The organism is Streptomyces herbicida, from assembly GCF_032656585.1.
Lineage (GTDB): Bacteria > Actinomycetota > Actinomycetes > Streptomycetales > Streptomycetaceae > Streptomyces > Streptomyces herbicida.
Genome location: NZ_JAUYWJ010000029.1, coordinates 45,357 through 67,494, shown reverse-complemented (window position 1 = coordinate 67,494; position 22,138 = coordinate 45,357). Strand labels below are relative to the sequence as shown.

Below are 22,138 nucleotides of genomic sequence, written 5' to 3'. Positions count from 1 at the left end.
CGCTCCCTTCACCCGAGCAGGCTCTTCTCTCCAGGAGAAACCACCGCGATGAACTTCGCCGAACAGGACCCGGCCCTGCGCCCGCTGCTGGACCGGGTCCTCGCCCCCGAAGACCGGTCCCGTATCGAACCGCTGCTCGTCGAGCTCGGTGCGCTCGCGGCCGGCGAGATCGACGAGCAGGCCAGGCTCGCCGACGCCAACCCGCCCCGGCTGCGCCCGTACGACCCGGACGGTGAGCGTATCGACGAGATCGACTTCCACCCGGCGCACGACCGGCTGGCCGAGATCGCCTACGAACGCTTCGGTCTCGCCGCCATGTCCCACCGCCCCGGCGTCCACGGCTGGCCCACGAAGACCCCACACACCGTCAAGTACGCACTGTCGTACCTCTATGTGCAGTCCGAGTTCGGCATGGCCTGCCCGCTGTCCATGACCGACTCGGCCGCCCGCGTCCTGCGTCTGTTCGACCCCGAGCGTTACGCCGCCGAGATCACGGCGCTCACGTCCGCCGACCCCGAACGGCGCGCCACCGGGGCGATGTTCATGACCGAACGGCAGGGCGGTACGGATGTCGGCCTGACGGCGACCGTCGCCACCGACCACGGCACGCACTGGACGCTGAACGGCGCCAAGTGGTTCGCGTCCAACCCGGGCGCGGACGTCGTCCTCACCCTGGCGCGTGTCCCGGGACAGGGCGAGGGCACCCGAGGGCTCGGAATGTTCCTGGTGCCGCGGCTGCGCCCGGACGGCTCCCGCAACGCGATCCGTATCGACCGGCTCAAGGACAAACTCGGCTCACGGTCCATCCCCAGCGGCGAGGTGACCCTGGAGGACGCGTATGCGACCCCGGTCGGTGAACTCACCCGCGGTTTCGCGCAGATGGCCGAGATGCTCAACGTCTCCCGGTTGTCCAACGCCATGCGGGCCACCGCGCTCATGCGCCGCGCGGTACGCGAAGCTGTGCAGCACACCCGCCGACGTGAGGTCTTCGGGCGCCCGCTGTTCGAACAGCCGCTGATGCGGGCCACCTTGCTGCCTCTGCTGCTCGACGCCGAGGCCGCGCTCGGCTTCGTACTCGAGGCCGCCGCCCGCCTGGACGCCGCGGACGCCGGGGACGGCGCCGCCCGTGAGCTGGTGCGGATCCTCACTCCGCTGGCCAAGTACACCCTGTGCAAGCGCGCCCGCACCGTCACCGGCGAGACGATGGAGATCCGCGGCGGCAACGGCTACATCGAGGACTGGGTGGACCCCAGGCTGCTGCGCGACGCCCACCTCGGCTCCATCTGGGAGGGGTCGTCGAACGTCATCGCGCTCGACGTGCTGCGCTGCATGCGCCGGACCGACGCCCACCACGCCCTCGCCGACACCTACGGCACGCGGCTCGGCGACCTGTGGCAGACCCTGCGCACCAAGGGCGACAGGGTCCTCGAACTCCCCGAGGACGAACAGGAGATGCGCATCGGACGGTACGCGGACGAGCTGAGCCGAGCCGTCATGGCGACACTGCTCCTGGAACAGGGCGACTACGAGTGGTGGGCCACCGGCAATGCCCGCAAGCTGCTCGTCGCCCACACCTACCGCGCACTGCTCGACGACCCGGGCGCGCTGCCCCGACCCGCCCTGGACCGTCTCGCCGAACTGGCCGACGGTGGACAGGTACCGCTCACCGGCGCCAAGGAGGTCGCAGATGCCTGAGCCGCTGTCCGGCATGCGTGTGGTCGATCTGTCGAAGATCCTGGCCGGACCCTACGTCACGATGTCCCTCGCCGACCTGGGCGCCGACGTCATCAAGGTCGAACACCCCGACGGCGGTGATCCGACCCGCAGTTGGGGCCCGCCTTTCCAGGGCCCCGACGCCACGTACTTCCTGGCCGCCAACCGCAACAAGCGCTCCGTCACCCTCGACCTCAAGTCCCCCGAAGGCCAGGAGGCCGTGCACCGGCTGATCGCCACCGCGGACGTCGTCGTCGAGAACTTCCGCCCCGGCAGCTCGCTGGCCCGCAGCTTCGACTACCGCGAACTCAGCGAGCGCTACCCGCGCCTGGTCGTGCTGCACATCTCCGCCTTCGGCGAGAGCGGACCACTGCGCGACGAACCCGGCTACGACATGGTGGCGCAGGCCGCCGCCGGCCTGATGTCCCTGACCGGCGAGCCGGACGGACCGCCCGTGCGCGCCGGATACGCGATGGGCGATCTCGGCGCCGCGCTCTTCGGGACCATCGGTGTCACCTCGGCGCTCGTGGAGCGCGAGCGGACGGGACGCGGGCAGTACGTCACGACCTCGCTGTACGAGTCGCTGCTCGCCCTGCACGTCAACTGGGCCACCGGATACTTCGCCACCGGCGAGCGGCCCGCCCGCCTCGGCTCCGGGCATCCGAGCCTCGTGCCGTACCAGGCGTATCCGGCCTCCGACGGGCACTTCGTGATCGCGGTCGGCAACGACGTCCAGTTCCGCAAGCTGTGCGAGGCCCTCGGCCACCCCGAATGGGCCGACGACCCGCGGTTCGCCGCCAACCGCGACCGTGTCGACAACCGCCGCACCCTCAACACCGAGCTCAACGCGGTCCTGACCGGCGCCACCGTCGCCCACTGGTGCGAACTGCTCAAGGACGCGGGCGTACCCGTCACCCCTATCCGCACCCTCGACGAGGTCTACGACTGCCCGCAGACCGAGGCGCTCGGCATCGTCCAGAAGGCGGACCACCCCGAAGTCGGCCCGCTCCAACAGGTCGCCTTCCCGGTGAACTTCCGCGGCGAGCGCCCGCCCGTACGGTCCGCGCCGCCCACGCTGGGCCGGCACAGCCACGACGTACTGGCCGAACTCGGCTACGACGAGGCGCAGATCGCCCGTCTGCTCGACCACACTCCGCACCGGACCCAAGAGGACTGATCATGCCCTTCCCATCCCTGGACCCCGCCGACCCGCTCGGTCTGGAAGCCCTCCTGGGCGACGAGGAACGGGACGTACGCGACACCGTCCGTCAGTACTGTGCCGACCGGATCGAGCCGTACATCGCCGACTGGTTCGAGCGCGGCGAGCTTGGCGACCTGCCGGAACTGGCCCGGGGTTTGGGCAAGCTCGGGCTGCTCGGTATGCATCTGGAGGGGTACGGCTGCGCGGGCATGTCCGCCCTTGCATACGGCGTCGCGTGCCGAGAACTGGAGGCCTGCGACTCGGGGCTGCGGTCGTTCGTCTCCGTGCAGGGGTCCCTCGCGATGTTCGCCGTTCACCGGTTCGGGAGCGAGGAACAGAAGACGGAGTGGCTGCCGCGGATGGCCGCCGGCGAAGCCGTCGGCTGCTTCGGTCTGACCGAGCCCGACCACGGCTCGGACCCGTCGTCCCTGCGGACCCGGGCCCGCCGCGACGGCGGCGACTGGATCCTCGACGGCCGCAAGATGTGGATCACCAACGGGTCGGTGGCCGACGTCGCGATCGTGTGGGCGCGCACCGACGACGGCATCCGCGGCTTCGTCGTGCCCACCGCGACGCCCGGCTTCTCCGCGCCCGAGATCAAGCACAAGTTGTCGCTGCGGGCGAGCGTCACGAGTGAACTGGTCCTGGACGGTGTGCGGTTGCCCGCGAGCGCACTGCTGCCCGGGGCGCGTGGTCTGTCCGCGCCGCTGACGTGTCTGAACGAGGCGCGCTACGGGATCGTGGGGGGCGTCACGGGCGCGGCGCGTTCGGCCTGGCAGGCGGCAGCCCGATACGCGGCTCAGCGTGAGCAGTTCGGAAAGCCGCTCGCCGCCTTTCAGCTCACCCAGCAGAAGCTCGTCGACATGGCCCTGGAACTGCACAAGGCCACGCTCACGGCCCTGCACCTGGCGCACCTCAAGGACGGGCCCGGAGTCCAGCCCGCACAGATCAGCTTCGGCAAGCTCAACAATGTGCGTGAGGCCATCGAGATCTGCCGCACCGCCCGCACGATTCTCGGCGCCAACGGCATCTCGCTGGAGTACCCGGTGATCCGGCACATGAACAACCTGGAGTCCGTCCTCACCTACGAAGGCACCGGCGAGATGCACACACTGGCGCTCGGCCAGGCACTGACGGGACATCCGGCCTTCCGCTGACCGTCCGGCCGGCGGGTGCGGCTGCCGGCCGGCTAGAGATCGAGGACGACTTCGGTGGTCGGCTCGCTGCAGCAGACGAGGACTGAGCCGGCCTCGGGGAGTTCGAGGGGTGGGGTGGTGTAGGTGACGTCGCCCGACAGAAGGTGGGTGACACAGGTGTGGCAGACGCCGGTGCGGCAGGACCAGCGGGTGGGGATGTCACAGGCTTCGGCCAGATCGAGGAGTGAGGCGTGAGCCGGGGACCACGGGGTCGTGATGCCGCTGCGGGCGAAGGTGATGACGGGTCCGGTGCCCGGTGGACCGGGGGGTTGGTGCGGCCGTACCGCGGCGGCGGGTGTCACGCCGGGATTGATGGCGGGCAGGGCGCTGAACTGTTCCGTATGGATCCGCTCGGGGCTCAGGCCGTGATCGCGCAGAAAGCCTCCCAGGTCGTCCATGAAGGCGGGGGGTCCGCAGAGGTAGGCGTCGGCGTCGACGGGAATGTCCATGGCCGCGAGTGACCGGGCGGTCGGACGCCCTTGGGTGACGTGGGGCTCGTCGAGACCGGGGGCGGCTCCGGCGCTGTAGTAGATGTGCTCGTGGGCGTGGGGAAGTTGCGCCAGCAGCGCGTGGGTCTCGTCCGCGAATGCGTGGTGGGCGCGGTCATGGGCAGTGTGGATCCACCAGACGGGGCGTGGATCTCCGGTGGCGGCGAGCCGGTGGAGCATGGCCAGGACGGGAGTGGCGCCGATCCCCGCGGAGATGAGGACGACCGGACGGGTGCCGTCTTCCAGGACGAACGTCCCGCGGGGGCTGGCTATGTCCACGAGGTCCCCGAGGCGGAGCGTGGCATGAATGTAGGCGCTGACTTGCCCGTGCGGCTCGTGCTTGACGCTGATGCGGTAGCTGTCGGCCGTGGGCGCCGAGGACAGGGAGTAGCTGCGCACTGTGGGGGCGGCATCACCGATGGCGAGGCGGACGGAGAGGTACTGGCCCGGGCGGGCCTCGGGCAGCGGTGCGCCGTCGGCGGCGTCGAGGTAGATCGACGAGACGGTCGGGGTCTCGTGGACGATGCGGGCGACACGCAGTGGCTTGAAGCCCGGCCATCCCGGCGCTTGCCCGGCCTGCTGGGCGCCGGCGCGTTCGGCCGGCCATCCCGGTTCCTGCGTGGGCGGCTGCGCGGCGGCGAGTTCACGGAAGGACTGCTGCCAACCGGGGCTGAGGGCAGGGATGTTCAGTGCTTTGCGTAGCTTGGCGGGGTCGCAGCCGGGGAGATAGAGCAGCGCGTCGGTGTCGGCGACGCTGAGTTCCTCGGGATCCCTGCGGGTCAGGGTGATCTCGTCGCCGGCCTGGACGCGTCCCTCGGTCAGGACACGCAGGTAGAAGCCGGGGCGGTGGTGGGCGACCAGCAGGGAGGCCATGGTGGGTTCGCCCAGGCGCAGGCCGACGCGGTAGCAGGTCACGCGCGGCTGGGTGACCTCGAACTCGGCTTCGCCGATGCGGTATCGGTCGCCGATGCACACCTCGTCATCGGGCAGGCCGTCGACGGTGAGGTTCTCCCCGAACATCCCGAAGGTGAGGTCGTCGCGGCCGAGTTGTTTCTGCCAGTACTGGTAGGACTGCACCTGGTAGACGAGCACGGCACGGATTTCGCCGCCGTGTCCGGCCAGATCTCCCTGGCCGTCTCCGTCGATGTTCAGCCGCCGCGCCATCCGGGGGCCGTCCACGGGGGACTTCCAGGCTCCGGTACGGACGGTCCTTCCCTGCCAGGAGACGTCCCTGGGCGTTCCTACGTTGACGGACAGAAGCGTCGGCATTGCGGACCTCCTGTGGGGTGTCCGGCCGGGCCGGCCCCCGCATGGCGCAGTGAACTGTGCGCTCGGGCCGATCTTAGTTCGTGTACCGGTCGCACCGCGATTCCGTGATCATGAGTCGTCGGCGGCCGCGCCGTCGCGGGTGCGCTGGTAGTGGCCTCGCGTGACGGGTATATGAGCCCGACCGAAGTCTAACCGATGAAAATGGCTTGACAGGTTAGGTCGGGTGTGCTCGGCCGGGGCGCGTCCCCGTTCGGACATACGGGCATGACGGACAGGTCGGGCCGGTCGTCCTTGGCTGTGATCAGGGCCGACTCGCCTTCGTGCAGGGTGACTGGAAGAGCGGCGGAGCCGGCTTCGGTGATCGTGTCGGGTTCAAGGTGGTGGGAACCATGGATCAGAGCGCGGTCCAGGGACGTGGTCTGCGGACAGCAGTGCGCGGCGTGCACGTACAGCGTCCGCGTCCGGCCCCCGCCCGCTCCCGCCACGTGGTGACGTGCTGTCCGCCTGCCGGCAGCGGCTGCTCTGCGGCGGTCACGGCGTCGTGAACGCGGCCCGCGGACTGATGGCGTCGGCCAGATGGAACACCCGGCGGAGCTGTTGCCTCCAGGCGACTCCGTGATTCATCGGAGCTATCTCTTTTGATGCACCGGAGAGATGGGCTACTTCCGTGGCGTCGTGACCGGGATAGATCCGATGTGTTAGGCCTGGAGGTCCCGCAGGAACCGAGCGGAATCCCCGTGCCTCACCACCTCGCAATCCATCACGGCCCCTGCCGCGTATCTGTCATGAGGGATGTCCATGAGGGATGTCGGTCAGGGACGTCAGTGAGGGATACGGCCCGACCGGAACGCGGGAGGAGGGCCGACCGTGGCTGGAAGGTTGAACCGGAGCGGAGCGGCGGCAGGGGCGTGCGCGGTGGCGCTGGCCGCCGCACTTTCCGCGTGTGGGAACTCGGGCTCGGGCAGTGGGGGAACAGGGGCCACGTCCAGCCCGACACGGAACGCCAAAGCGGGGTCCACGACGGTGACGGTGCAGATGACCGAGTACCACCTGGCCCTGTCGGTGAAGACGTTCAAGGCCGGTGACTACACGTTCGTCGCCAAGAACGCCGGGCACGTCGTGCACTCCCTGGAGGTCGAGGGTCAGGGCAGCGAAGTGGGGCTGCCGCACGGCCTTCAGCCGGGCCAGTCGGCCCAGCTCAAGGTCAAGCTGAAGAACGGCTCCTATGAGCTGTACTGCCCGGTGGACGGGCACAAGGACATGGGCATGAAGGCGGAGATCACCGTCGGCGGAGGCAGCGGCGGCAGTAGCGGTGGCGGCGGGAGTTCCAGCCCGGGCAGCGGCTACTAGCGCCACCACGACTTGATCCACTTTCGCTAGGCCTCGAGCGGAGGGTGGTGAGTCCCAGGACAGCTGGAGCGTACGGCGAGGGCCGCGATGTCGTCCTCGAGCCTTCCACCGCTGTAGTGGACCAGGTCCTCGTGAAGCCGGCGCAGCAGCTCACGGGGCGGCGCCGGTCCGAGCCGGCGCATCCAGTCCGCCAGCGGGAAGAACTTCCCGGTGCGGTCGCGGGCCTCCGACACGCCGTCGGTGTAGAGCAGCAGCTGGTCGCCCGAGGCGAAGGTGATGGTGTCGATGCTGTAGTGGTCGCCGAGAAGATTGGCCAGGTTGAGGGGCGGCGAGGGGGTGGTGGGCTCAACGACCCGGACCTCCCCGCGCCGCACCAGCAGTGGTGGTGGGTGCCCGCAGTTCAGAATTCTGATCTGCCCGCCGTCGTAAGGGATCTCGGCGAGCAGAGCGGTGGCGAAGTGCTCCGGCTGATCCGGGGACAGGGACGCGACGCTGTAGCGGGTGATGCTGGTTTCCAGGCGATGGATGATGGCCTTCAGATCGGGCTGGTCGTACGCGTTCTCCCTGAAGCAGTTGATCACCGCCGAGGCCGCCCCCACCGCCTGTAGGCCCTTGCCGCGCACGTCACCGATGAGCAGCCGGACCCCGTACATGGTGTCGGCCGCCTCATAGAAGTCGCCGCCGATCCGGGCGTGCTCCGCGGCCGCCAGATACAGCGACTCGATTTCGACGTCCTGGATGCGGGACGGCAGGGGGCGCAGCAGCACCTTTTGGGCCGCGTCGGCGACGAGGCGCACCTGGAAGAGCATCTCCTCCCGCTGGAGACGGAGATGGCTCGCATACGCGGCCGCCAAGGTCACGGCGATGATCGCGGCAGCCGTGTACGGCGTTCCGAGGTCGGAGTAGACCATGCTGAGCCCGATCATGACCGCCAGGCAGAACGCTCCCAGGAGGATCGTGGGGAGGACGGGCCACATCGCGGCGGCGAGGGCGGGCGCCGCCGGCAGCAGGCGGCTGAAGGCGATCTCCCTCGGGGTGGCGAAGGCCAGGCCGGTGATCAGGGCGGTGAGAAGCACCGGTGACAGCAGTACCGTTTCGCGTCGGCCACCGTAGGGAGGGCGGCGGTGCCGCGGCCGTCCTGACCTGATCACAAAACGTATCCTATCGGGGTGAAGTGGACATCGCGCCGCGATGGGGTGTGGCCTCGCGCGGCCGCGTCGTGTCGGCGACCGGATCGACCGGAACTGCGCTCCTGAGTGACCGGTTCAGATCGCGCCTACGGCGAGTCGCCGTACGACTACGTGATGCCCTCCCGCGTGGCCGAACAGGCGACCGGACCGGTCAGGAATGAAGAAGCGCGGGCCACGGAGCCGCGGCTAGCGTGACCGTCATGCACGTCGCGTTTCACGAGGCCGGCCGCGCCGGGGGGCGATCTCGGTCTGCACCACCGGCACCGTCGATCGGGTGGACGGCGTAGCGTTGCCGCGACCGTGCCGACACAGGGGAACAAGACCTACCGCTCGTGGCTGGTCAGATCGAGCCAGGCGACGCCGACGGAGACCGCGAACGCGGCCCGCGAAACAGATGGAGAGACGATAAGCATGGACAAGACGACGGACACGCGGTCGCCTGCGCTGCACGTTGCCGACAGCCACGATCTGATCCGCGTGCACGGCGCGCGCGAGAACAACCTCAAGGACGTCAGCATCGAGATCCCGAAGCGCCGGCTGACCGTGTTCACCGGCGTCTCCGGCTCGGGCAAGAGCTCGCTGGTGTTCGACACCATCGCCGCGGAGTCGCAGCGGCTGATCAATGAGACGTACAGCGCCTTCGTCCAGGGCTTCATGCCCACGCTGGCCCGGCCCGAGGTCGACGTCCTCGACGGGCTCACGACCGCGATCATCGTCGACCAGCAGCGGATGGGCACCGACCCGCGGTCCACCGTCGGCACCGCCACCGACGCCAACGCCATGCTGCGCATCCTCTTCAGCCGGCTGGGCAAGCCGCACATCGGCTCGCCCAAGGCGTACTCCTTCAACGTCGCCTCGATAAGCGGGGCTGGGGCGGTCACGGTCGAACGCGGCGGCAAGGCCGTCAAGGAGCGCCGCAGCTTCAGCATCACCGGCGGCATGTGTCCGCGCTGCGAGGGCCGGGGCACGGTCACCGACATCGACCTGACCCAGCTGTACGACGACAGCAAGTCGCTCAACGAGGGCGCGCTCACTGTCCCCGGCTACAGCATGGACGGCTGGTACGGCCGCATCTTCAAGGGCTGCGGCTTCTTCGACCCGGACAAGCCGATCCGCAAGTACACCAAGAAGGAGCTGCACGACCTCCTCCACAAGGAGCCGACCAAGATCAAGGTCGAGGGCATCAACCTGACCTACGAGGGCCTCATCCCGAAGATCCAGAAGTCGATGCTGTCGAAGGATGTCGACGCGCTGCAGCCGCACGTCCGCGCGTTCGTCGAGCGGGCGATGACGTTCACCGTCTGCCCGGACTGCGACGGCACCCGGCTCAGTGAGGCGGCCCGGTCGTCGAAGATCAACGGGACCAGCATCGCCGACGCGTGCGCGATGCAGATCAGCGACCTCGCCGAATGGGTCCGCGGGCTCGACGAACCGTCGGTCGGGCCGCTGCTGTCGGCGCTGGGGGAGACCCTCGACTCGTTCGTGGAGATCGGTCTCGGCTACCTCTCGCTGGACCGGCCCTCGGGCACGCTGTCCGGCGGCGAGGCGCAGCGCACCAAGATGATCCGCCACCTCGGCTCCTCGCTCACCGACACCACGTACGTCTTCGACGAGCCCACGATCGGCCTGCACCCGCATGACATCCAGCGGATGAACAACCTGCTGCTGCGGCTGCGCGACAAGGGCAACACCGTGCTCGTCGTGGAGCACAAGCCGGAGATGATCGCGATCGCCGACCATGTCGTCGACCTCGGCCCCGGCGCGGGCACGGCGGGCGGCACCGTGTGCTTCGAGGGCACCATCGAGGGGCTGCGGGCCGCCCGCACCATCACCGGCCGCCATCTCGACGACCGGGCCGCCGTCAAGGAGACGGTGCGCAAGCCGACCGGCACGCTGGAGATCCGTGGCGCGACGACGAACAACCTGCGCGACGTCGACGTGGACATCCCGCTCGGTGTGCTGACCGTCATCACCGGCGTCGCCGGCTCCGGCAAGAGCTCGCTGGTGCACGGCTCGATCCCCGCCGACGAGGGTGTGGTGTCGGTCGACCAGGGCGCGATCCGCGGCTCAAGGCGCAGCAACCCGGCGACCTACACCGGGCTGCTCGACCCGATCCGCAAGGCGTTCGCCAAGGTCAACGGGGTGAAGCCGGCGCTGTTCAGCGCCAACTCCGAGGGCGCCTGCCCCACTTGCAACGGCGCCGGCGTCATCTACACCGACCTGGCGATGATGGCCGGTGTCGCCACCACCTGCGAGGAGTGCGAGGGGAAGCGGTTCGAGGCGTCGGTACTTGAGTACCACCTCGGCGGCCGCGACATCAGCGAGGTGCTCGCGATGCCGGTGAGCGAGGCCGAGGAGTTCTTCGGCGCAGGTGAGGCACGCACGCCGGCCGCGCACAAGATACTCGAGCGGCTCGCCGACGTCGGCCTCGGCTACCTCACCCTCGGCCAGCCGCTCACCACGCTGTCCGGCGGCGAGCGACAGCGGCTCAAGCTGGCCACCCACATGGCCGACAAGGGCGGCGTCTACATCCTCGACGAGCCGACCACGGGCCTCCACCTCGCCGACGTCGAGCAGTTGCTGGGTCTGCTCGACCGGCTCGTCGACTCCGGCAAGTCCGTCATCGTCATCGAGCACCACCAAGCGGTCATGGCACACGCCGACTGGATCATCGACCTCGGCCCGGGCGCCGGCCACGACGGCGGCAAGATCGTCTTCGAGGGTACCCCTGCCGACCTCATCGCTGCCCGCTCCACCCTCACGGGCGAGCACCTCGCGGCCTACGTCGGCAGCTGACCGAGGCTCTTGCGGAGACGTGGGACGAGACACCTGAAGCGGGATCGAGCTCTTGCCGATGACCAGCAGACCCGCCTCAGGTGTCGCCCATGCCGAACGCATCGTGGATCGGCCCGGACTTCGACCGCTACGACGTGGAAGTCAAGGACACGTTCGGCGATCGCACGTGCCCGTTCCGCACTGGCACAGTCGATCACGTAGTAGGCGGTCAGCTGCTCGCTCGCCTCGCGGAACGGGCCATCCGTCGTGTCCGCTCCCTCCTTGCGCCGTCGGATGGTCGTCGTGTCCTTCGGGGGTCCGTGGTCGCCATGCGTGCCTCGCTCTCTACCTGCACTTTCTCGGGAGTTACTAAGGCGACGCTAACTCCGGGGCGGCGGGGTGCGTGTGGGCCGAACGTCCCGAACCGGGCGGACCGAACGGCCCGGTCACAGCAGGCTGCTCCAGTACGACCAGAAGCGGGTGAGGACCAGCACGACGATCAGGCCGTACCAGGCCGCCAACAGCATCCAGTGGGTCTCCAGCACCAGGTTCAGCAGGCTGCGGCCGCGCGCCGGCACCGGGATGACGCCGTGCTCGAGGTTGTGCAGCGTGACGTACCAGAACAGCGCGATGGTGATGACCCAGACGACGGCGCAGTAGGGGCACAGCCGGTTCAGCTCGAACAGCGACTGGAAGATCAGCCAGTGAGTGAATCCGATTCCGATGAGCGTTCCCGCGTTGAGGGCGAGCCACAGCAGCCGGTGCAGGCGCGCCCCTGCCAGCACCGCGACGCCGAGCGAGGCGACGGCGGCGAAGGCGCCCAGGCCGAGCAGCATGTTGGGGAAGCCGAACAGATTGCCCTGCCTGCTCGCCATGGCGCTGCCGCAGCCGACGACCGGGCTGATGTTGCACGTCGGCTGGTAGCTGGGGTCCTTGAGAACGAGCCAGTCGTCGATGGCCAGGCGGAGGGAGGCGAGCCAGCCGATGATTCCGGTCAGCGCCATCAGCCAGCCGATGCGCCTGCCGGCCCCGGCGGTGTACGGCGGCGTCATGCGGCGCGGGTGCGCGGCAGCGGCGCAGGGCTCGCGGGGCGACGCACCGGGTGGCCCTGGTCGCGGGTCCGTTCGTCGGCGCGGGCCTTCGTGCGGGTGAGCGGTGTGAGGGCGGCCGGCGGCGGCCTGTCCTCCGTCACGCGCGACTGTCCCTGTCGAGCGTTGTGATCGTTCTCCATGGTCGGGAACGCTAGGTGCTGCCCGCGACCGGGGACTGGGGCCGAACGTCCCCGGTCGGGCGGCCCTTCCGGCCCGATTCCTGTGGGCGTCGAGGGGACTGCGCCTCGCGTGGCGCGGTCGCCCGTGCCGCTTGGGCCGGACGGCCCTTTGCGTGGGGCTGTTCGGCCCTGTCCGGCGTCGGGATTGTGGACCGGTGGGCGGTGTGGACGGGGACGCACGGCCCATGCCCTGACGCATGCGGCGCGAAAGGCTGGTCCGAGACCGGTCGGGAGGCGACACGGACCGTCGCGTTCCGGCTGCTCGGCCCCGTCTTCTCGTGTTCAGGGCCGCAGTCGGCGCGTGGTGCCCCCGGGCCGGTCACCGTCCGGCCACCGTTCTGCAGCCGCCGGACGGTGTTCCGCCACGGCCCCGGTGACGGCGCTCACCATGCCCAGGCCGCCCGGTGCGCCGACCGCTCCGGGGGCGTGGCGGAACAGCCGCCCCGACCAGAACCGGCCGTATCTTCCGGCCTTGAACCGCTGGAGAGACCTGAATGAGTGCCCTCACCTTCGCATCGGCCCCGGAGGACGCCGAGGCTCTCCACAGCGCCGAGGCGCGCTACGCCCGGATGGCAGGAGAACTGGCCGGACGTGTGACGCTGTTGCTCACCGCCGTCGGCCGCGACGAGCGTGCCGCCGAACGCTTCCGCGCAGGCCTCGTGGCCTTCTGCGATCGTGAACTCCTGCCGTACGCGGCTGCCGAGGAGGCCACGTTGTACCCCGTGGCCCGCCGTTTGCCCGACACGCGCTTGCTCGTCGAGGGCCTCATCGGTGAACACCGCTGCCTGGCCTCGCTGGTCGACGCCCTGCGCGGTGCGCCCACTACGGCCGGTGCCGCGGCAGACGCCCGCGCTCTGCAGGTGGTCTTCGAGGAGCACGTGGCGAAGCAGAACGGCCTTGTGCTGCCGCTGCTCGCCGCGGCACCCGGCGTCCGCCTGGCCCGGCTGCTCGAGAGACTCCACCACCGGATCGCTCATACCCCGACGAACGGTGGCGGCGCCCCTGACGCCGACGAAACAGAGAAGGCAGGAGAAACGAAGACCGAGGACAAGACCGAAGAGACCAGTGGCTGCGGGTGTGCCTGTGGCGGCGAGGAAGCGGCCGAACCCGTACTCGACGTCTGAGGCATCCCGCACGCCCTGCGCCACGCCACCGTGTTCGGCGCTCTCGAGGCCGTCCCGGCAGGCCAGGCCATGGTTCTGGTCGCGCCGCACGACCCGATTGCCCTGTTGGCACAGATCGAGCAGCGCAGCCCCGGGCTCTTCGCGGTGGAGTATCTGCAGCGGGGCCCCGAAGCCTGGCGGTTGCGGCTCAGCCACCTCTGACAGGTGGTGAATGCGTTGCCGGGTGCGGCCTGCCGCACCCGGCTGCTCGTTTCAGTGGGCTCGGATGCCGTGCTTCAGCGCGGGGAGCGCCGCGACAGCCCCGGTACGCGAGCCCCCGTGAGGAGAGACGACGAGGGCCGCGCCCACCCCGGTCAGCAGCGCGCCGAGGCCGGTGACCAGTGACGTCAGTTGCCAGGCCTGGTAGGCGGACATCAGCGAGGCGCGCAACGTCTCACCCATGAAAGCGGTCTGCCGGAGCGTGGCCAGCTTCTCGTCGTCCCCGGTGGCGTGCAGTTCCGCGGTGATCTCGGAGTAGGTGCGGCCGTTCGTCGCACGGGCCAGGTTCCCCTTGATCATGTCGGCGAAGGCCCGCGCCTCCGGTCCGGTCTCGACGGGACGGCCGGCGAACGGCGCCAGGTGGGAGGGCAGTCCGCGCTCCGGAAAAGTGATCTTCTGGGCCGTGAGTTCGGTGCGGATCTCGTGCCTGCCGCTGCGGCTGCGCCACAGCATCACGGGTCCGGCGGCCAGCATGGCCGCACCCATTGCCTTGAGCAGAGCGTCGGCTCCGCGGTTCGTGTATGTCATCGGTGTTCTTCCTCGCATGTGACGTGGGGGTGTCCGGCTGGTCGATGCCTGTGTCCTGGAGTCCGCTACTGGTCCTCGAAGAGCGCAGTGCTCAGATAGCGCTCGCCCGTGTCGGGCAGAACGACGACGATCAGGGCGTCCTTGTGCTGCGGATGGCGCGCCAGGGTCGAGGCGGCGTGCAGCGCGGCACCCCCGGGCGCGGGGAGTGGGGAACGCGGGGACGTTCCTCCTGCCGCAACCCGCCGTCGAGAGTGAGGGATACGAGACGGTTCATGGTGCTCAGCCGCCGGCACCCGGACGGCGGTCGGTCTCGGCGGTCCATCGTGCGGCCAGTTCCGCGGCACGACGGGCGGCCTCGGCCACGGCCTGGGGGCCGCCACCCTCCAGGCCTGCCGCGTAGCCCACCAGGAAGGCGGTCAGCGGCGCGGCGGGCCGGGCGACGCCGTGCGCGGTGTCCCGTGCGAGATCGAGAAGAACGGCCCTGTCGACCTTCAGGTCGATGCCCAGCTCGTCCTTGACCGCGTCGATCCATTGCTCCATCGAGTGTGCTCCGTTCTCAGTACTGCCCGTGCGCCCCCAGGGGCCGGGCTCATGCCGCTCGCCGGGTGCTCTGCCGTGTCATGGGTGTCGCCACGGGGGTGTTCGTCCGGCGGCGGTAGACCAGGTACGGGCGGGCCAGGTAGCCGATCGGCACGCTCCACACGTGGACGAGGCGGGTGAACGGCCAGGCCGCGAAGAGCAGGCAGGCGGTCAGGGCGTGCAGCTGGAACAGCAGCGGGGCGCCGGTGATCGCCTCGGGCCGGGGCTGCAGGGTGAAGATGCCGCGGAACCAGACGGAGATGGTCTCCCGGTAGTCGTAGCCCGGGCCGAAGACGTTGTGCGCGGCGGTCGCGGAGATGCCGAGCAGTACCGTTGCGGACAGCAGCGGGAAGAGGAGCTTGTCGCTGCGGTCGGTGCCGAGGCGGATCCGGCGGGACAGCAGCCGCCGGGCGCACAGCATGCCGAGCCCCGTGGCCATGGCGACGCCCGCCACCGAGCCGGCCCACACGGCCGTGGTGTGGTACTGGTGCTCGCTGATGCCCACGGACTCGGTCCAGGAGGCGGGGACCGCCAGGCCCACCACGTGTCCGCCGATGACCATGAAGGCGCCCAGGTGGAACAGCGGGCTGCCCCAGCGCAGCCAGCGGTGTTCGAGGAGCTGGCTGGTGCGGGAGGTCCAGCCGAACTGGTCCTGCCGGTAGCGCCAGATGTGCCCGACGACGAACACGGCCAGGCAGATGCAGGGGAACGCGACCCACAGCAGCAGGTCGGCGCCGCTGGTGGTGGCGAGGGAGGCGGCGGTGCTCATCGGAGGCCTTCCGGGGAGGACAAGGGCGGCATGAGGGTCGGCGGGGCCTGCTCGGGCGGGACGAAGGTGCCGGGCGGGGCGAACTCCCCGCTGCCGTACGGGTCGAGGCCGACGTCCTCGCCCGGCGGTCCCTGGGCGGCCAGCTCGGCCACGGCCTTCAGGTCGGCTTCGGTGGCCGGCGGCAGGAGGCTGAGCAGGGCGGCCAGGACATGCCGGTAGGGGGAATCCATGTCGGCCAACGCCCGGTGCATCAGCTCCAGGCCGCGCCGGTGCTGGCGCAGCGGGGCCTCGCCGGGGCCCGGCCCGCAGAGCGCGGCGAACTCCAGGGCGACCGGCAGGTGGTCGGGCAGTTCCCCGCCGTCGGTGTCCCAGCCGGCGGCGCGATAGCGCTGGGCCAGGGCGAGCAGGGCCATGCCGCGCCGGCGGGTGTCGCCGTGCAGGTAGTAGGTGAGGTAGAGGCTGCTCTTGCGGCGCAGGTCGAACGTCTCGACGTAGTGGCGTTCCAGCGCGTCGGGTTCCTGCGCGGTGAACCAGGCCGTGAAGGCGGCCAGTTCGGTGGCGGCCGGTGAGGGCGCCAGCGCGGCCACGGTGGCGGCGACGACCGGCCGGGCGGCGACCAGTTCGGCGTCCGGGTACTGCAGCAGCAGGGACATCAGCCGCAGTAGCAGGGCACGGTCCTCCGCCTCGCGGGGGGTGAGCGGGGCACGGCGGCGGGTGGCCGCGCGGATACGGGTGCGCACGATCGCGGGGACGGTGGTGGGCAGCGGGCTCACGGGTGGCCTCCGGCGGGGGCGTCGGGGTTGCGGCGGCGCAGGGTGGGGATGCCGAGCATGACGCGGCGGCCGTCCGCGGGCTGGGGGTCGCCGGAGGACTCCACCGGGCAGCGGTTCTCCATCGCGGACAGCGCCGCGGCGTCCTCCTTGTGCGCGGCGGGGATGACGTACCGGTCCTTGTACTTGGCGACCGCGAGCAGCCGGTGCATGTCCTCCGCCTCGCGGACGGTCAGGCCCACGGCCTTCAGCGCGCTCTCGTCGCCGGTCTCGCCGAGGATGCGTTCGCGCATGTACGAGCGCAGCGCGGTGAGCTTCATCAGCACGCCCGCGACGACGTCGGTGTCCCCGGCGGTGAACAGCTCGGCCAGGTACTCCAGCGGGATGCGCAGCCGGGTGACGGCGGCGAAGACGTGGTCGGGGTCGTCCTGGTTGCCGCCTGCCGCGTCCACGGCGTCCAGCACCGGGGACAGCGGAGGCACATACCAGACCATCGGCAGTGTGCGGTACTCCGGGTGCAGTGGCAGCGCCACCTTGTACGTCGAGATCAGCGCGTACACCGGGGAGCGACGGGCGGCGTCCAGCCAGTCCTCGGGGATTCCGGACCTGCGTGCCGCGGCGATCACTTCGGGGTCGGACGGGTCGAGGAAGACGTTGCGCTGGGCGTCCAGCAGGTCCTTCTCGTCCGGGGTGGCCGCGGCCTCACCGACGCGGTCGGCGTCGTACAGCACCAGTCCCAGGTAGCGCAGTCGTCCCACGCAGGTCTCGGAGCAGACGGTGGGCTGCCCGGCCTCGATGCGCGGGAAGCAGAAGGTGCACTTCTCGGCCTTGCCGGTGGCGTGGTTGACGTACACCTTCTTGTACGGGCACGCGGTCACGCACATGCGCCAGCCGCGGCAGCGGTCCTGGTCGACCAGGACGATGCCGTCCTCCACCCGCTTGTACATCGCGCCCGAGGGGCAGGCGGAGACACAGGCCGGGTTGAGGCAGTGCTCGCACAGCCGGGGCAGGTGGAAGAGGAAGGTCTGCTCGAACTCGAACTTGACCTTCTCCGCCCATTCCCCGGTCAGGTTGGGGTCGGCTCCGGCGTGTTCGGGCGCACCGCCCAGGCCGTCCTCCCAGTTGGCGCCCCAGGTGATCGCGGTGGGCTTGCCGGTGAGGACGGAGCGGGGGCGGGCGACGGGCATGTCCTGGCCCGCGGGGGCGTTGACGAGGTTGTCGTAGTCGTAGGTGACCGGCTCGTAGTAGTCCTCGATGGACGGCAGGTCGGGGTTGGAGAACAGCGACAGCAGGCGCTTGACCCGGCCGCCGGAGCGCAGCACCAGCCGGCCGCGCTTGTCGAGCATCCAGCCGCCCTTCCACTGCTCCTGGTCCTCGTAGCGGCGGGGGTAGCCGACGCCGGGCTTGGTCTCGACGTTGTTGAACCAGGCGTACTCGACGCCGGTCCGGTTGGTCCACGTCTGCTTGCAGGTGACCGAGCAGGTGTGGCAGCCGATGCACTTGTCGAGGTTCATCACCATGGCGACTTGCGCCATCACCCGTCCGATGGGGACTCCGGCACGGGGCATCTCAGTACTCCACATCCTGCGAGCGACGGCGGATGACCGTGACCTCGTCGCGCTGGTTTCCGGTCGGGCCGTAGTAGTTGAAGGCGTAGGTGAACTGCGCGTAGCCGCCCGCGAGATGGGTGGGCTTGAGCAGCAGCCTGGTCAGGGAGTTGTGGATACCGCCGCGCTTCTTGCTGACCTCGGTCTTCGGCACGTTCACGTTGCGGTCCTGGGCGTGGTACATGTACACCGTGCCCTCGGGCATGCGGTGGGTGACCACGGCCCGGGCGGCGACCACGCCGTTGCGGTTGTACGCCTCGATCCAGTCGTTGTCCTTGACGCCGATCTTCTCGGCGTCGCCGGTGGACATCCAGATCACCGGGCCGCCGCGGGACAGGGCCAGCATGTGGGCGTTGTCCTGGTAGTTCGAGTGGATGGACCACTTGGAGTGCGGGGTCAGATAGCGGACCGTGACCTCGGCCCGGCCGTCCTCGCGCAGGTGCTCGTCGCCGTAGTGCCGGGGCGTGTTCAACGGCGGTCGGTACACCGGCAGTTGCTCGCCGAGCTCGGCCATCCAGTCGTGCTGGACGAAGAAGTGCTGGCGCCCGGTGAGGGTGTGCCAGGGCTTCTTGTGCTCGACGTTGATGACGAACGGAGAGTAGCGGCGCCCGCCGGTCTCCGAGCCCGACCACTCGTACGACGTCATCACGGCGCGCGGCTGGGTGCGGGTGTCGGCGAAGGTGATCCGCTCCGCCTCACGCTCGGAGGCGAGCTCCACCAGCCCCTCGCTGCCGGTCTGCCGCTCCAGCGCGCGGAAGCCTTCCGTGGCGAGCCGTCCGTTGGTCGTGCCGGACAGGGCGAGGATCGCCTCGCACATGTCGCTGGCGGTGGCCAGGGAGGGGCGTCCGGCGGCGATCCCGTCGCGGACGGTGCCGTTGCGGTGGCGCAGCTCCTCGATCTCCTGGTCCGGGTGGACGGTGACGCCCTTGGTGGTGGTGCCCAGGGTGTCCAGGAGCGGGCCGACGGCGCGCATCTTCTGGGCGATCGCCGTGTAGTCCCGCTCGATGACGACCAGCTTCGGCATGGTGCGCCCCGGAACCGGCTCGCACTCGCCCGTCTTCCAGTCCCGCACGACGCCGCCGGGCTGGGCGAGTTCGTCGGGCGTGTCGTGCAGCAGCGGCACGGCGAGGACGTCGGTGCGGGTGCCGAGGTGGTCGGCGGCGAGCTCGCTGAACCTGTCGGCGATGGTGAGGAACGTGTCGTAGTCGGTGCGGGCCTGCCAGGGCGGGGCGATGGCCGGCGTGAAGGCGTGCACGAAGGGGTGCATGTCCGTGCTGGACAGGTCGTCCTTCTCGTACCAGGTCGCGGCCGGGAGGACGACGTCGGCGAGCAGGCCGGTGGAGGTCATCCGGAAGTCCACCGCGACCATCAGGTCCAGCTTGCCCTCGGGGGCCTCCTCGTGCCACACCACCTCCTTCGGGCGGGCCCCGGGCGGGGTCTCCTCGGAGCGGACCGCCGCGTCCGTGCCCAGCAGGTGGCGCAGGAAGTACTCGTTGCCCTTGCCGGAGGAGCCCAGCAGGTTCGCCCGCCACACGGTCAGGACACGGGGGAAGTTGGCCGGGTCGTCCGGGTCCTCGGCGGCGAACCGCAGCCGCCCGGACTTCAGTTCCTCGACGATGTGCTCGCCGACCTCGCGTCCCCGCGCCGCCGCCTCGTCCGTCAGATCCAGCGGGTTGCGGTTGAAGCCGGGGTGACCGGGCGTCCAGCCCATGCGTATCGCCTGCGCGAGACAGTCGGCGAAGCCCTTGTCCTTGAACCGGCCCTCACCGAGTGGCGAGGCCAGCTCGTCCGGCCCGAAGGCCTCGTAGCGCCACTGGTCGGTGTTGAGGTACCAGTACGAGGTGCCCGCCATGTGCCGGGTGGGCCGCTGCCAGTCGAAGGCGAACGACAGGTGCTGCTGCCCGGTGACCGGGCGGACCTTCTCCTGGCCGACGTAGTGCGCCCAGCCGCCGCCGTTGACACCTTGGCAGCCGGTCATCGTCGTCAGGGCCAGGAAGGCCCGGTAGATCGTGTCGGAGTGGAACCAGTGGTTGGTCCCCGCACCGAGAGCGATCATGGAGCGTCCGTTGGTGCGTTCGGCGTTGCGGGCGAACTCGCGGGCGATCCGGGCCGCCTGCTCGGCCGGCACCGAGGTGATCGACTCCTGCCAGGCGGGGGTGTAGGGCTGGCTCACGTCGTCGTACGAGGACGGCCAGGTGCCCGGCAGACCGGGGCGCTCGACTCCGTACTGGGCGAGCATCAGGTCGAACACAGTGGTGACGAGGCGGCCGCCGATCCGGCGCACCGGCACCCCGCGCACCATGAAGGAGCCGCCCTCGGTGGCGCCCTCGTCGAAGCGGGGCAGGGCCACGGAGACCGAGTCGCCGGCCCGCTCCAGCAGGCTCAGCTCGGGCACGGTGTCGCCCAGGTCGAGGTTCCAGCGGCCCTTGCCCTCCTCCCCCCAGCGGAAGCCGAGCGAGCCGTTCGGGACGACCGGCTCGCCGCTCGCGCTGTCCACCAGGACGGTCTTGGACTCCGCGTGCTCGCTCGCCTCCCCGAGGTCGGCGGCCGTCAGGAAGCCGTCCGGGACGAAGCCGCCGTCGCGCTCGCGCAGCGTGACCAGGAAGGGGGCGTCGGTGAACTTCCTCAAGTAGTCCTGGAAGTAGGGCACCTGGCGGTCGACGAGGAACTCGCGCAGGATGACGTGGCCCATCGCCATCGCCAGCGCCCCGTCCGTGCCCGGGTGCGGGGCCAGCCACTCGTCGGCGAACTTCACGTTGTCCGCGTAGTCGGGGCTGACCGTGACCACCTTCGTGCCGTTGTAGCGGGTCTCGGTCAGGAAGTGCGCGTCGGGCGTGCGGGTGACCGGGATGTTGGAGCCCCACATGATCAGATAGCCCGCGTTCCACCAGTCCGCGGACTCCGGCACGTCGGTCTGGTCACCGAAGACCTGCGGAGAGGCGACCGGCAGGTCCGCGTACCAGTCGTAGAACGAGAGCAGCGTGCCGCCGAGCAGGGACATGAACCGGGCACCCGCCGCGAACGACGCCATGGACATCGCCGGGATCGGGGAGAAGCCCGCCACCCGGTCCGGGCCGTACTCCTTGACGGTGTGCACCTGCGCGGCGGCGACCAGCTCGGCCACCTCGTCCCAGTCGGCGCGCACCAGGCCGCCCTTGCCGCGGGCCCGCTTGTACGCGCGCGCCTTCGCCGGGTCGCCGGTGATCTCCGCCCAGGCCGCCACCGGGTCGCCGAGCCGGCGCCGGGCCTCCCGCCACATCTTCAGCAGCGTGCCGCGCACATACGGGTAGCGGACCCTGCTGGGGGAGTACGTGTACCAGGAGAAGGACGCCCCGCGCGGGCAGCCGCGCGGCTCGTACTCGGGGCAGTCGGTACCGATCGACGGGTAGTCGGTGGCCTGGTGCTCCCACGTGATGATGCCGTCCTTGACGTACACCATCCACGAACACGAGCCGGTGCAGTTCACCCCGTGCGTGGAGCGCACCACCTTGTCGTGCGCCCAGCGGTCCCGGTAGAAGCTCTCCCACTGCGGGTCGCCCTCGCCGAACACCGCGCGACCGTCCGCCGACACCTCACGGCGCGTGAGCAGCCGCCGGGCCGCCAGCGGCCATTTTTCTCCGGCACGCTGCTTGGCAGGGCGGGTGATCTCGTCGTTCTCCATGGTTGCGAACGCTAGGCGGTGGGGGGTGCCCGGCACGTGGGCCGAATGGCCCTGCCCCGGGGACTGACAGACCCGAGAAACCCGCTCTGGCCAGGGACCGAAGGTCCGCGCCGCAGGGACCGCCGGCCCAGGCGCCGGCAGCGGGCGCAGGGACATGCTTGCGTCGACCGAACCGGAGGTTTGACGTGTACGACCGCATCGGGCGCCCGCCCGGACAGTCCCCCCGGGCAGCTCCGCGACGGGCGGGGCGTACCCATCGGTCCGGTCACCGGCCGGCCGCCCACCGCGACTGCCACCGCGGCCGGGCGGCCGGAACCGGCCCTTGCACGAGCGGGCGCCCCTGGCCGGGCAGACCCGGCCGTCGGGCGAACGCACACCCGGGGGTGGCAC

Annotated in this window: 16 protein-coding genes and 1 pseudogene; 7 read left to right on the top strand and 10 right to left on the bottom strand. The window is 70.3% G+C overall.

The annotated features are described in order from the left end of the window. The first annotated feature begins 48 nt into the window (after positions 1-48). The 3 genes from Q8A52_RS41600 to Q8A52_RS41590 are packed head-to-tail and all read left to right on the top strand — an operon-like array spanning position 49 to position 4,071. Positions 49-1,695 carry an acyl-CoA dehydrogenase family protein gene (locus Q8A52_RS41600; RefSeq protein ID WP_316761984.1) on the top strand — a complete coding sequence of 549 codons (1,647 nt, stop codon included), beginning with the start codon at positions 49-51 and terminating at the stop codon, positions 1,693-1,695. Further along, the gene (locus Q8A52_RS41595; RefSeq protein ID WP_316761981.1) at positions 1,688-2,890 is read left to right on the top strand and encodes a CaiB/BaiF CoA transferase family protein; all 1,203 of its coding nucleotides are present in this window, start codon (positions 1,688-1,690) and stop codon (positions 2,888-2,890) included. The genes Q8A52_RS41600 and Q8A52_RS41595 overlap by 8 nt, the downstream gene beginning before the upstream one ends. 2 nt (positions 2,891-2,892) lie before the next feature. Continuing rightward, on the top strand, positions 2,893-4,071 hold the full coding sequence (locus Q8A52_RS41590) for an acyl-CoA dehydrogenase family protein (RefSeq protein ID WP_316761979.1): 1,179 nt from the start codon (positions 2,893-2,895) through the stop codon (positions 4,069-4,071). Between the two features lie 32 nt (positions 4,072-4,103). Here the strand turns inward: Q8A52_RS41590 and Q8A52_RS41585 are convergent, their stop codons facing one another. Beyond that, a complete protein-coding gene (locus Q8A52_RS41585; protein WP_316761977.1) occupies positions 4,104-5,867 on the bottom strand; it encodes an MOSC and FAD-binding oxidoreductase domain-containing protein in 1,764 nt (587 codons plus the stop codon). Positions 5,868-6,734: 867 nt separating this feature from the next. Between Q8A52_RS41585 and Q8A52_RS41580 the strand changes: the two genes are divergently transcribed. Continuing rightward, positions 6,735-7,217, top strand: coding sequence for a cupredoxin domain-containing protein (locus tag Q8A52_RS41580; RefSeq protein WP_316761975.1), 483 nt, complete (start codon positions 6,735-6,737; stop codon positions 7,215-7,217). A 26-nt stretch (positions 7,218-7,243) separates the two neighbouring features. Here the strand turns inward: Q8A52_RS41580 and Q8A52_RS41575 are convergent, their stop codons facing one another. Further along, a complete protein-coding gene (locus Q8A52_RS41575) occupies positions 7,244-8,293 on the bottom strand; it encodes a PP2C family protein-serine/threonine phosphatase (protein WP_316761973.1) in 1,050 nt (349 codons plus the stop codon). Between the two features lie 525 nt (positions 8,294-8,818). Between Q8A52_RS41575 and Q8A52_RS41570 the strand changes: the two genes are divergently transcribed. Next, a complete protein-coding gene (locus Q8A52_RS41570; RefSeq protein WP_316761971.1) occupies positions 8,819-11,203 on the top strand; it encodes an excinuclease ABC subunit UvrA in 2,385 nt (794 codons plus the stop codon). A gap of 425 nt (positions 11,204-11,628) precedes the next feature. On the opposite strand, the gene Q8A52_RS41565 is transcribed toward Q8A52_RS41570, so the two are convergent. Together Q8A52_RS41565 and Q8A52_RS41560 are read right to left on the bottom strand one after the other, a co-directional pair. Continuing rightward, positions 11,629-12,234: a vitamin K epoxide reductase family protein gene (locus tag Q8A52_RS41565; protein WP_316761969.1), complete on the bottom strand. Its 606-nt coding sequence runs from the start codon at positions 12,232-12,234 to the stop codon at positions 11,629-11,631. Then, a complete protein-coding gene (locus Q8A52_RS41560) occupies positions 12,231-12,374 on the bottom strand; it encodes a hypothetical protein (RefSeq protein WP_316761966.1) in 144 nt (47 codons plus the stop codon). The genes Q8A52_RS41565 and Q8A52_RS41560 overlap by 4 nt, the downstream gene beginning before the upstream one ends. 572 nt (positions 12,375-12,946) lie before the next feature. Here Q8A52_RS41560 and Q8A52_RS41555 point away from each other — a divergent pair. Next, positions 12,947-13,576, top strand: coding sequence for a hemerythrin domain-containing protein (locus Q8A52_RS41555; protein ID WP_316761963.1), 630 nt, complete (start codon positions 12,947-12,949; stop codon positions 13,574-13,576). A 3-nt stretch (positions 13,577-13,579) separates the two neighbouring features. After that, entirely contained in the window at positions 13,580-13,777 is a 198-nt protein-coding gene (locus Q8A52_RS41550; RefSeq protein WP_316762113.1) for a DUF2249 domain-containing protein, read from the top strand. Positions 13,778-13,828: 51 nt separating this feature from the next. Here Q8A52_RS41550 and Q8A52_RS41545 read toward each other — a convergent pair whose 3' ends face one another. From Q8A52_RS41545 to Q8A52_RS41520, 6 genes and pseudogenes are all read right to left on the bottom strand, one after another. Then, on the bottom strand, positions 13,829-14,362 hold the full coding sequence (locus Q8A52_RS41545; RefSeq protein WP_316761962.1) for a hypothetical protein: 534 nt from the start codon (positions 14,360-14,362) through the stop codon (positions 13,829-13,831). A gap of 279 nt (positions 14,363-14,641) precedes the next feature. After that, positions 14,642-14,908 (bottom strand): annotated as a pseudogene (locus Q8A52_RS41540) (DUF6457 domain-containing protein); the annotation flags it as partial. Between the two features lie 43 nt (positions 14,909-14,951). Next, positions 14,952-15,710 (bottom strand): respiratory nitrate reductase subunit gamma, encoded by a 759-nt coding sequence (gene narI, locus Q8A52_RS41535; RefSeq protein WP_316761958.1) that lies wholly within the window; start codon positions 15,708-15,710, stop codon positions 14,952-14,954. After that, positions 15,707-16,483 (bottom strand): nitrate reductase molybdenum cofactor assembly chaperone, encoded by a 777-nt coding sequence (gene narJ / locus Q8A52_RS41530; RefSeq protein ID WP_316761955.1) that lies wholly within the window; start codon positions 16,481-16,483, stop codon positions 15,707-15,709. The genes narI and narJ overlap by 4 nt, the downstream gene beginning before the upstream one ends. Then, positions 16,480-18,048, bottom strand: a complete 1,569-nt coding sequence (gene narH / locus Q8A52_RS41525; protein WP_316761952.1) for a nitrate reductase subunit beta — start codon at positions 18,046-18,048, stop codon at positions 16,480-16,482. Before narH ends, narJ begins: the two co-directional genes overlap by 4 nt. A 1-nt stretch (position 18,049) precedes the next feature. Beyond that, the gene (locus Q8A52_RS41520; protein ID WP_316761951.1) at positions 18,050-21,748 is read right to left on the bottom strand and encodes a nitrate reductase subunit alpha; all 3,699 of its coding nucleotides are present in this window, start codon (positions 21,746-21,748) and stop codon (positions 18,050-18,052) included. Between the last annotated feature and the right edge of the window lie 390 nt (positions 21,749-22,138).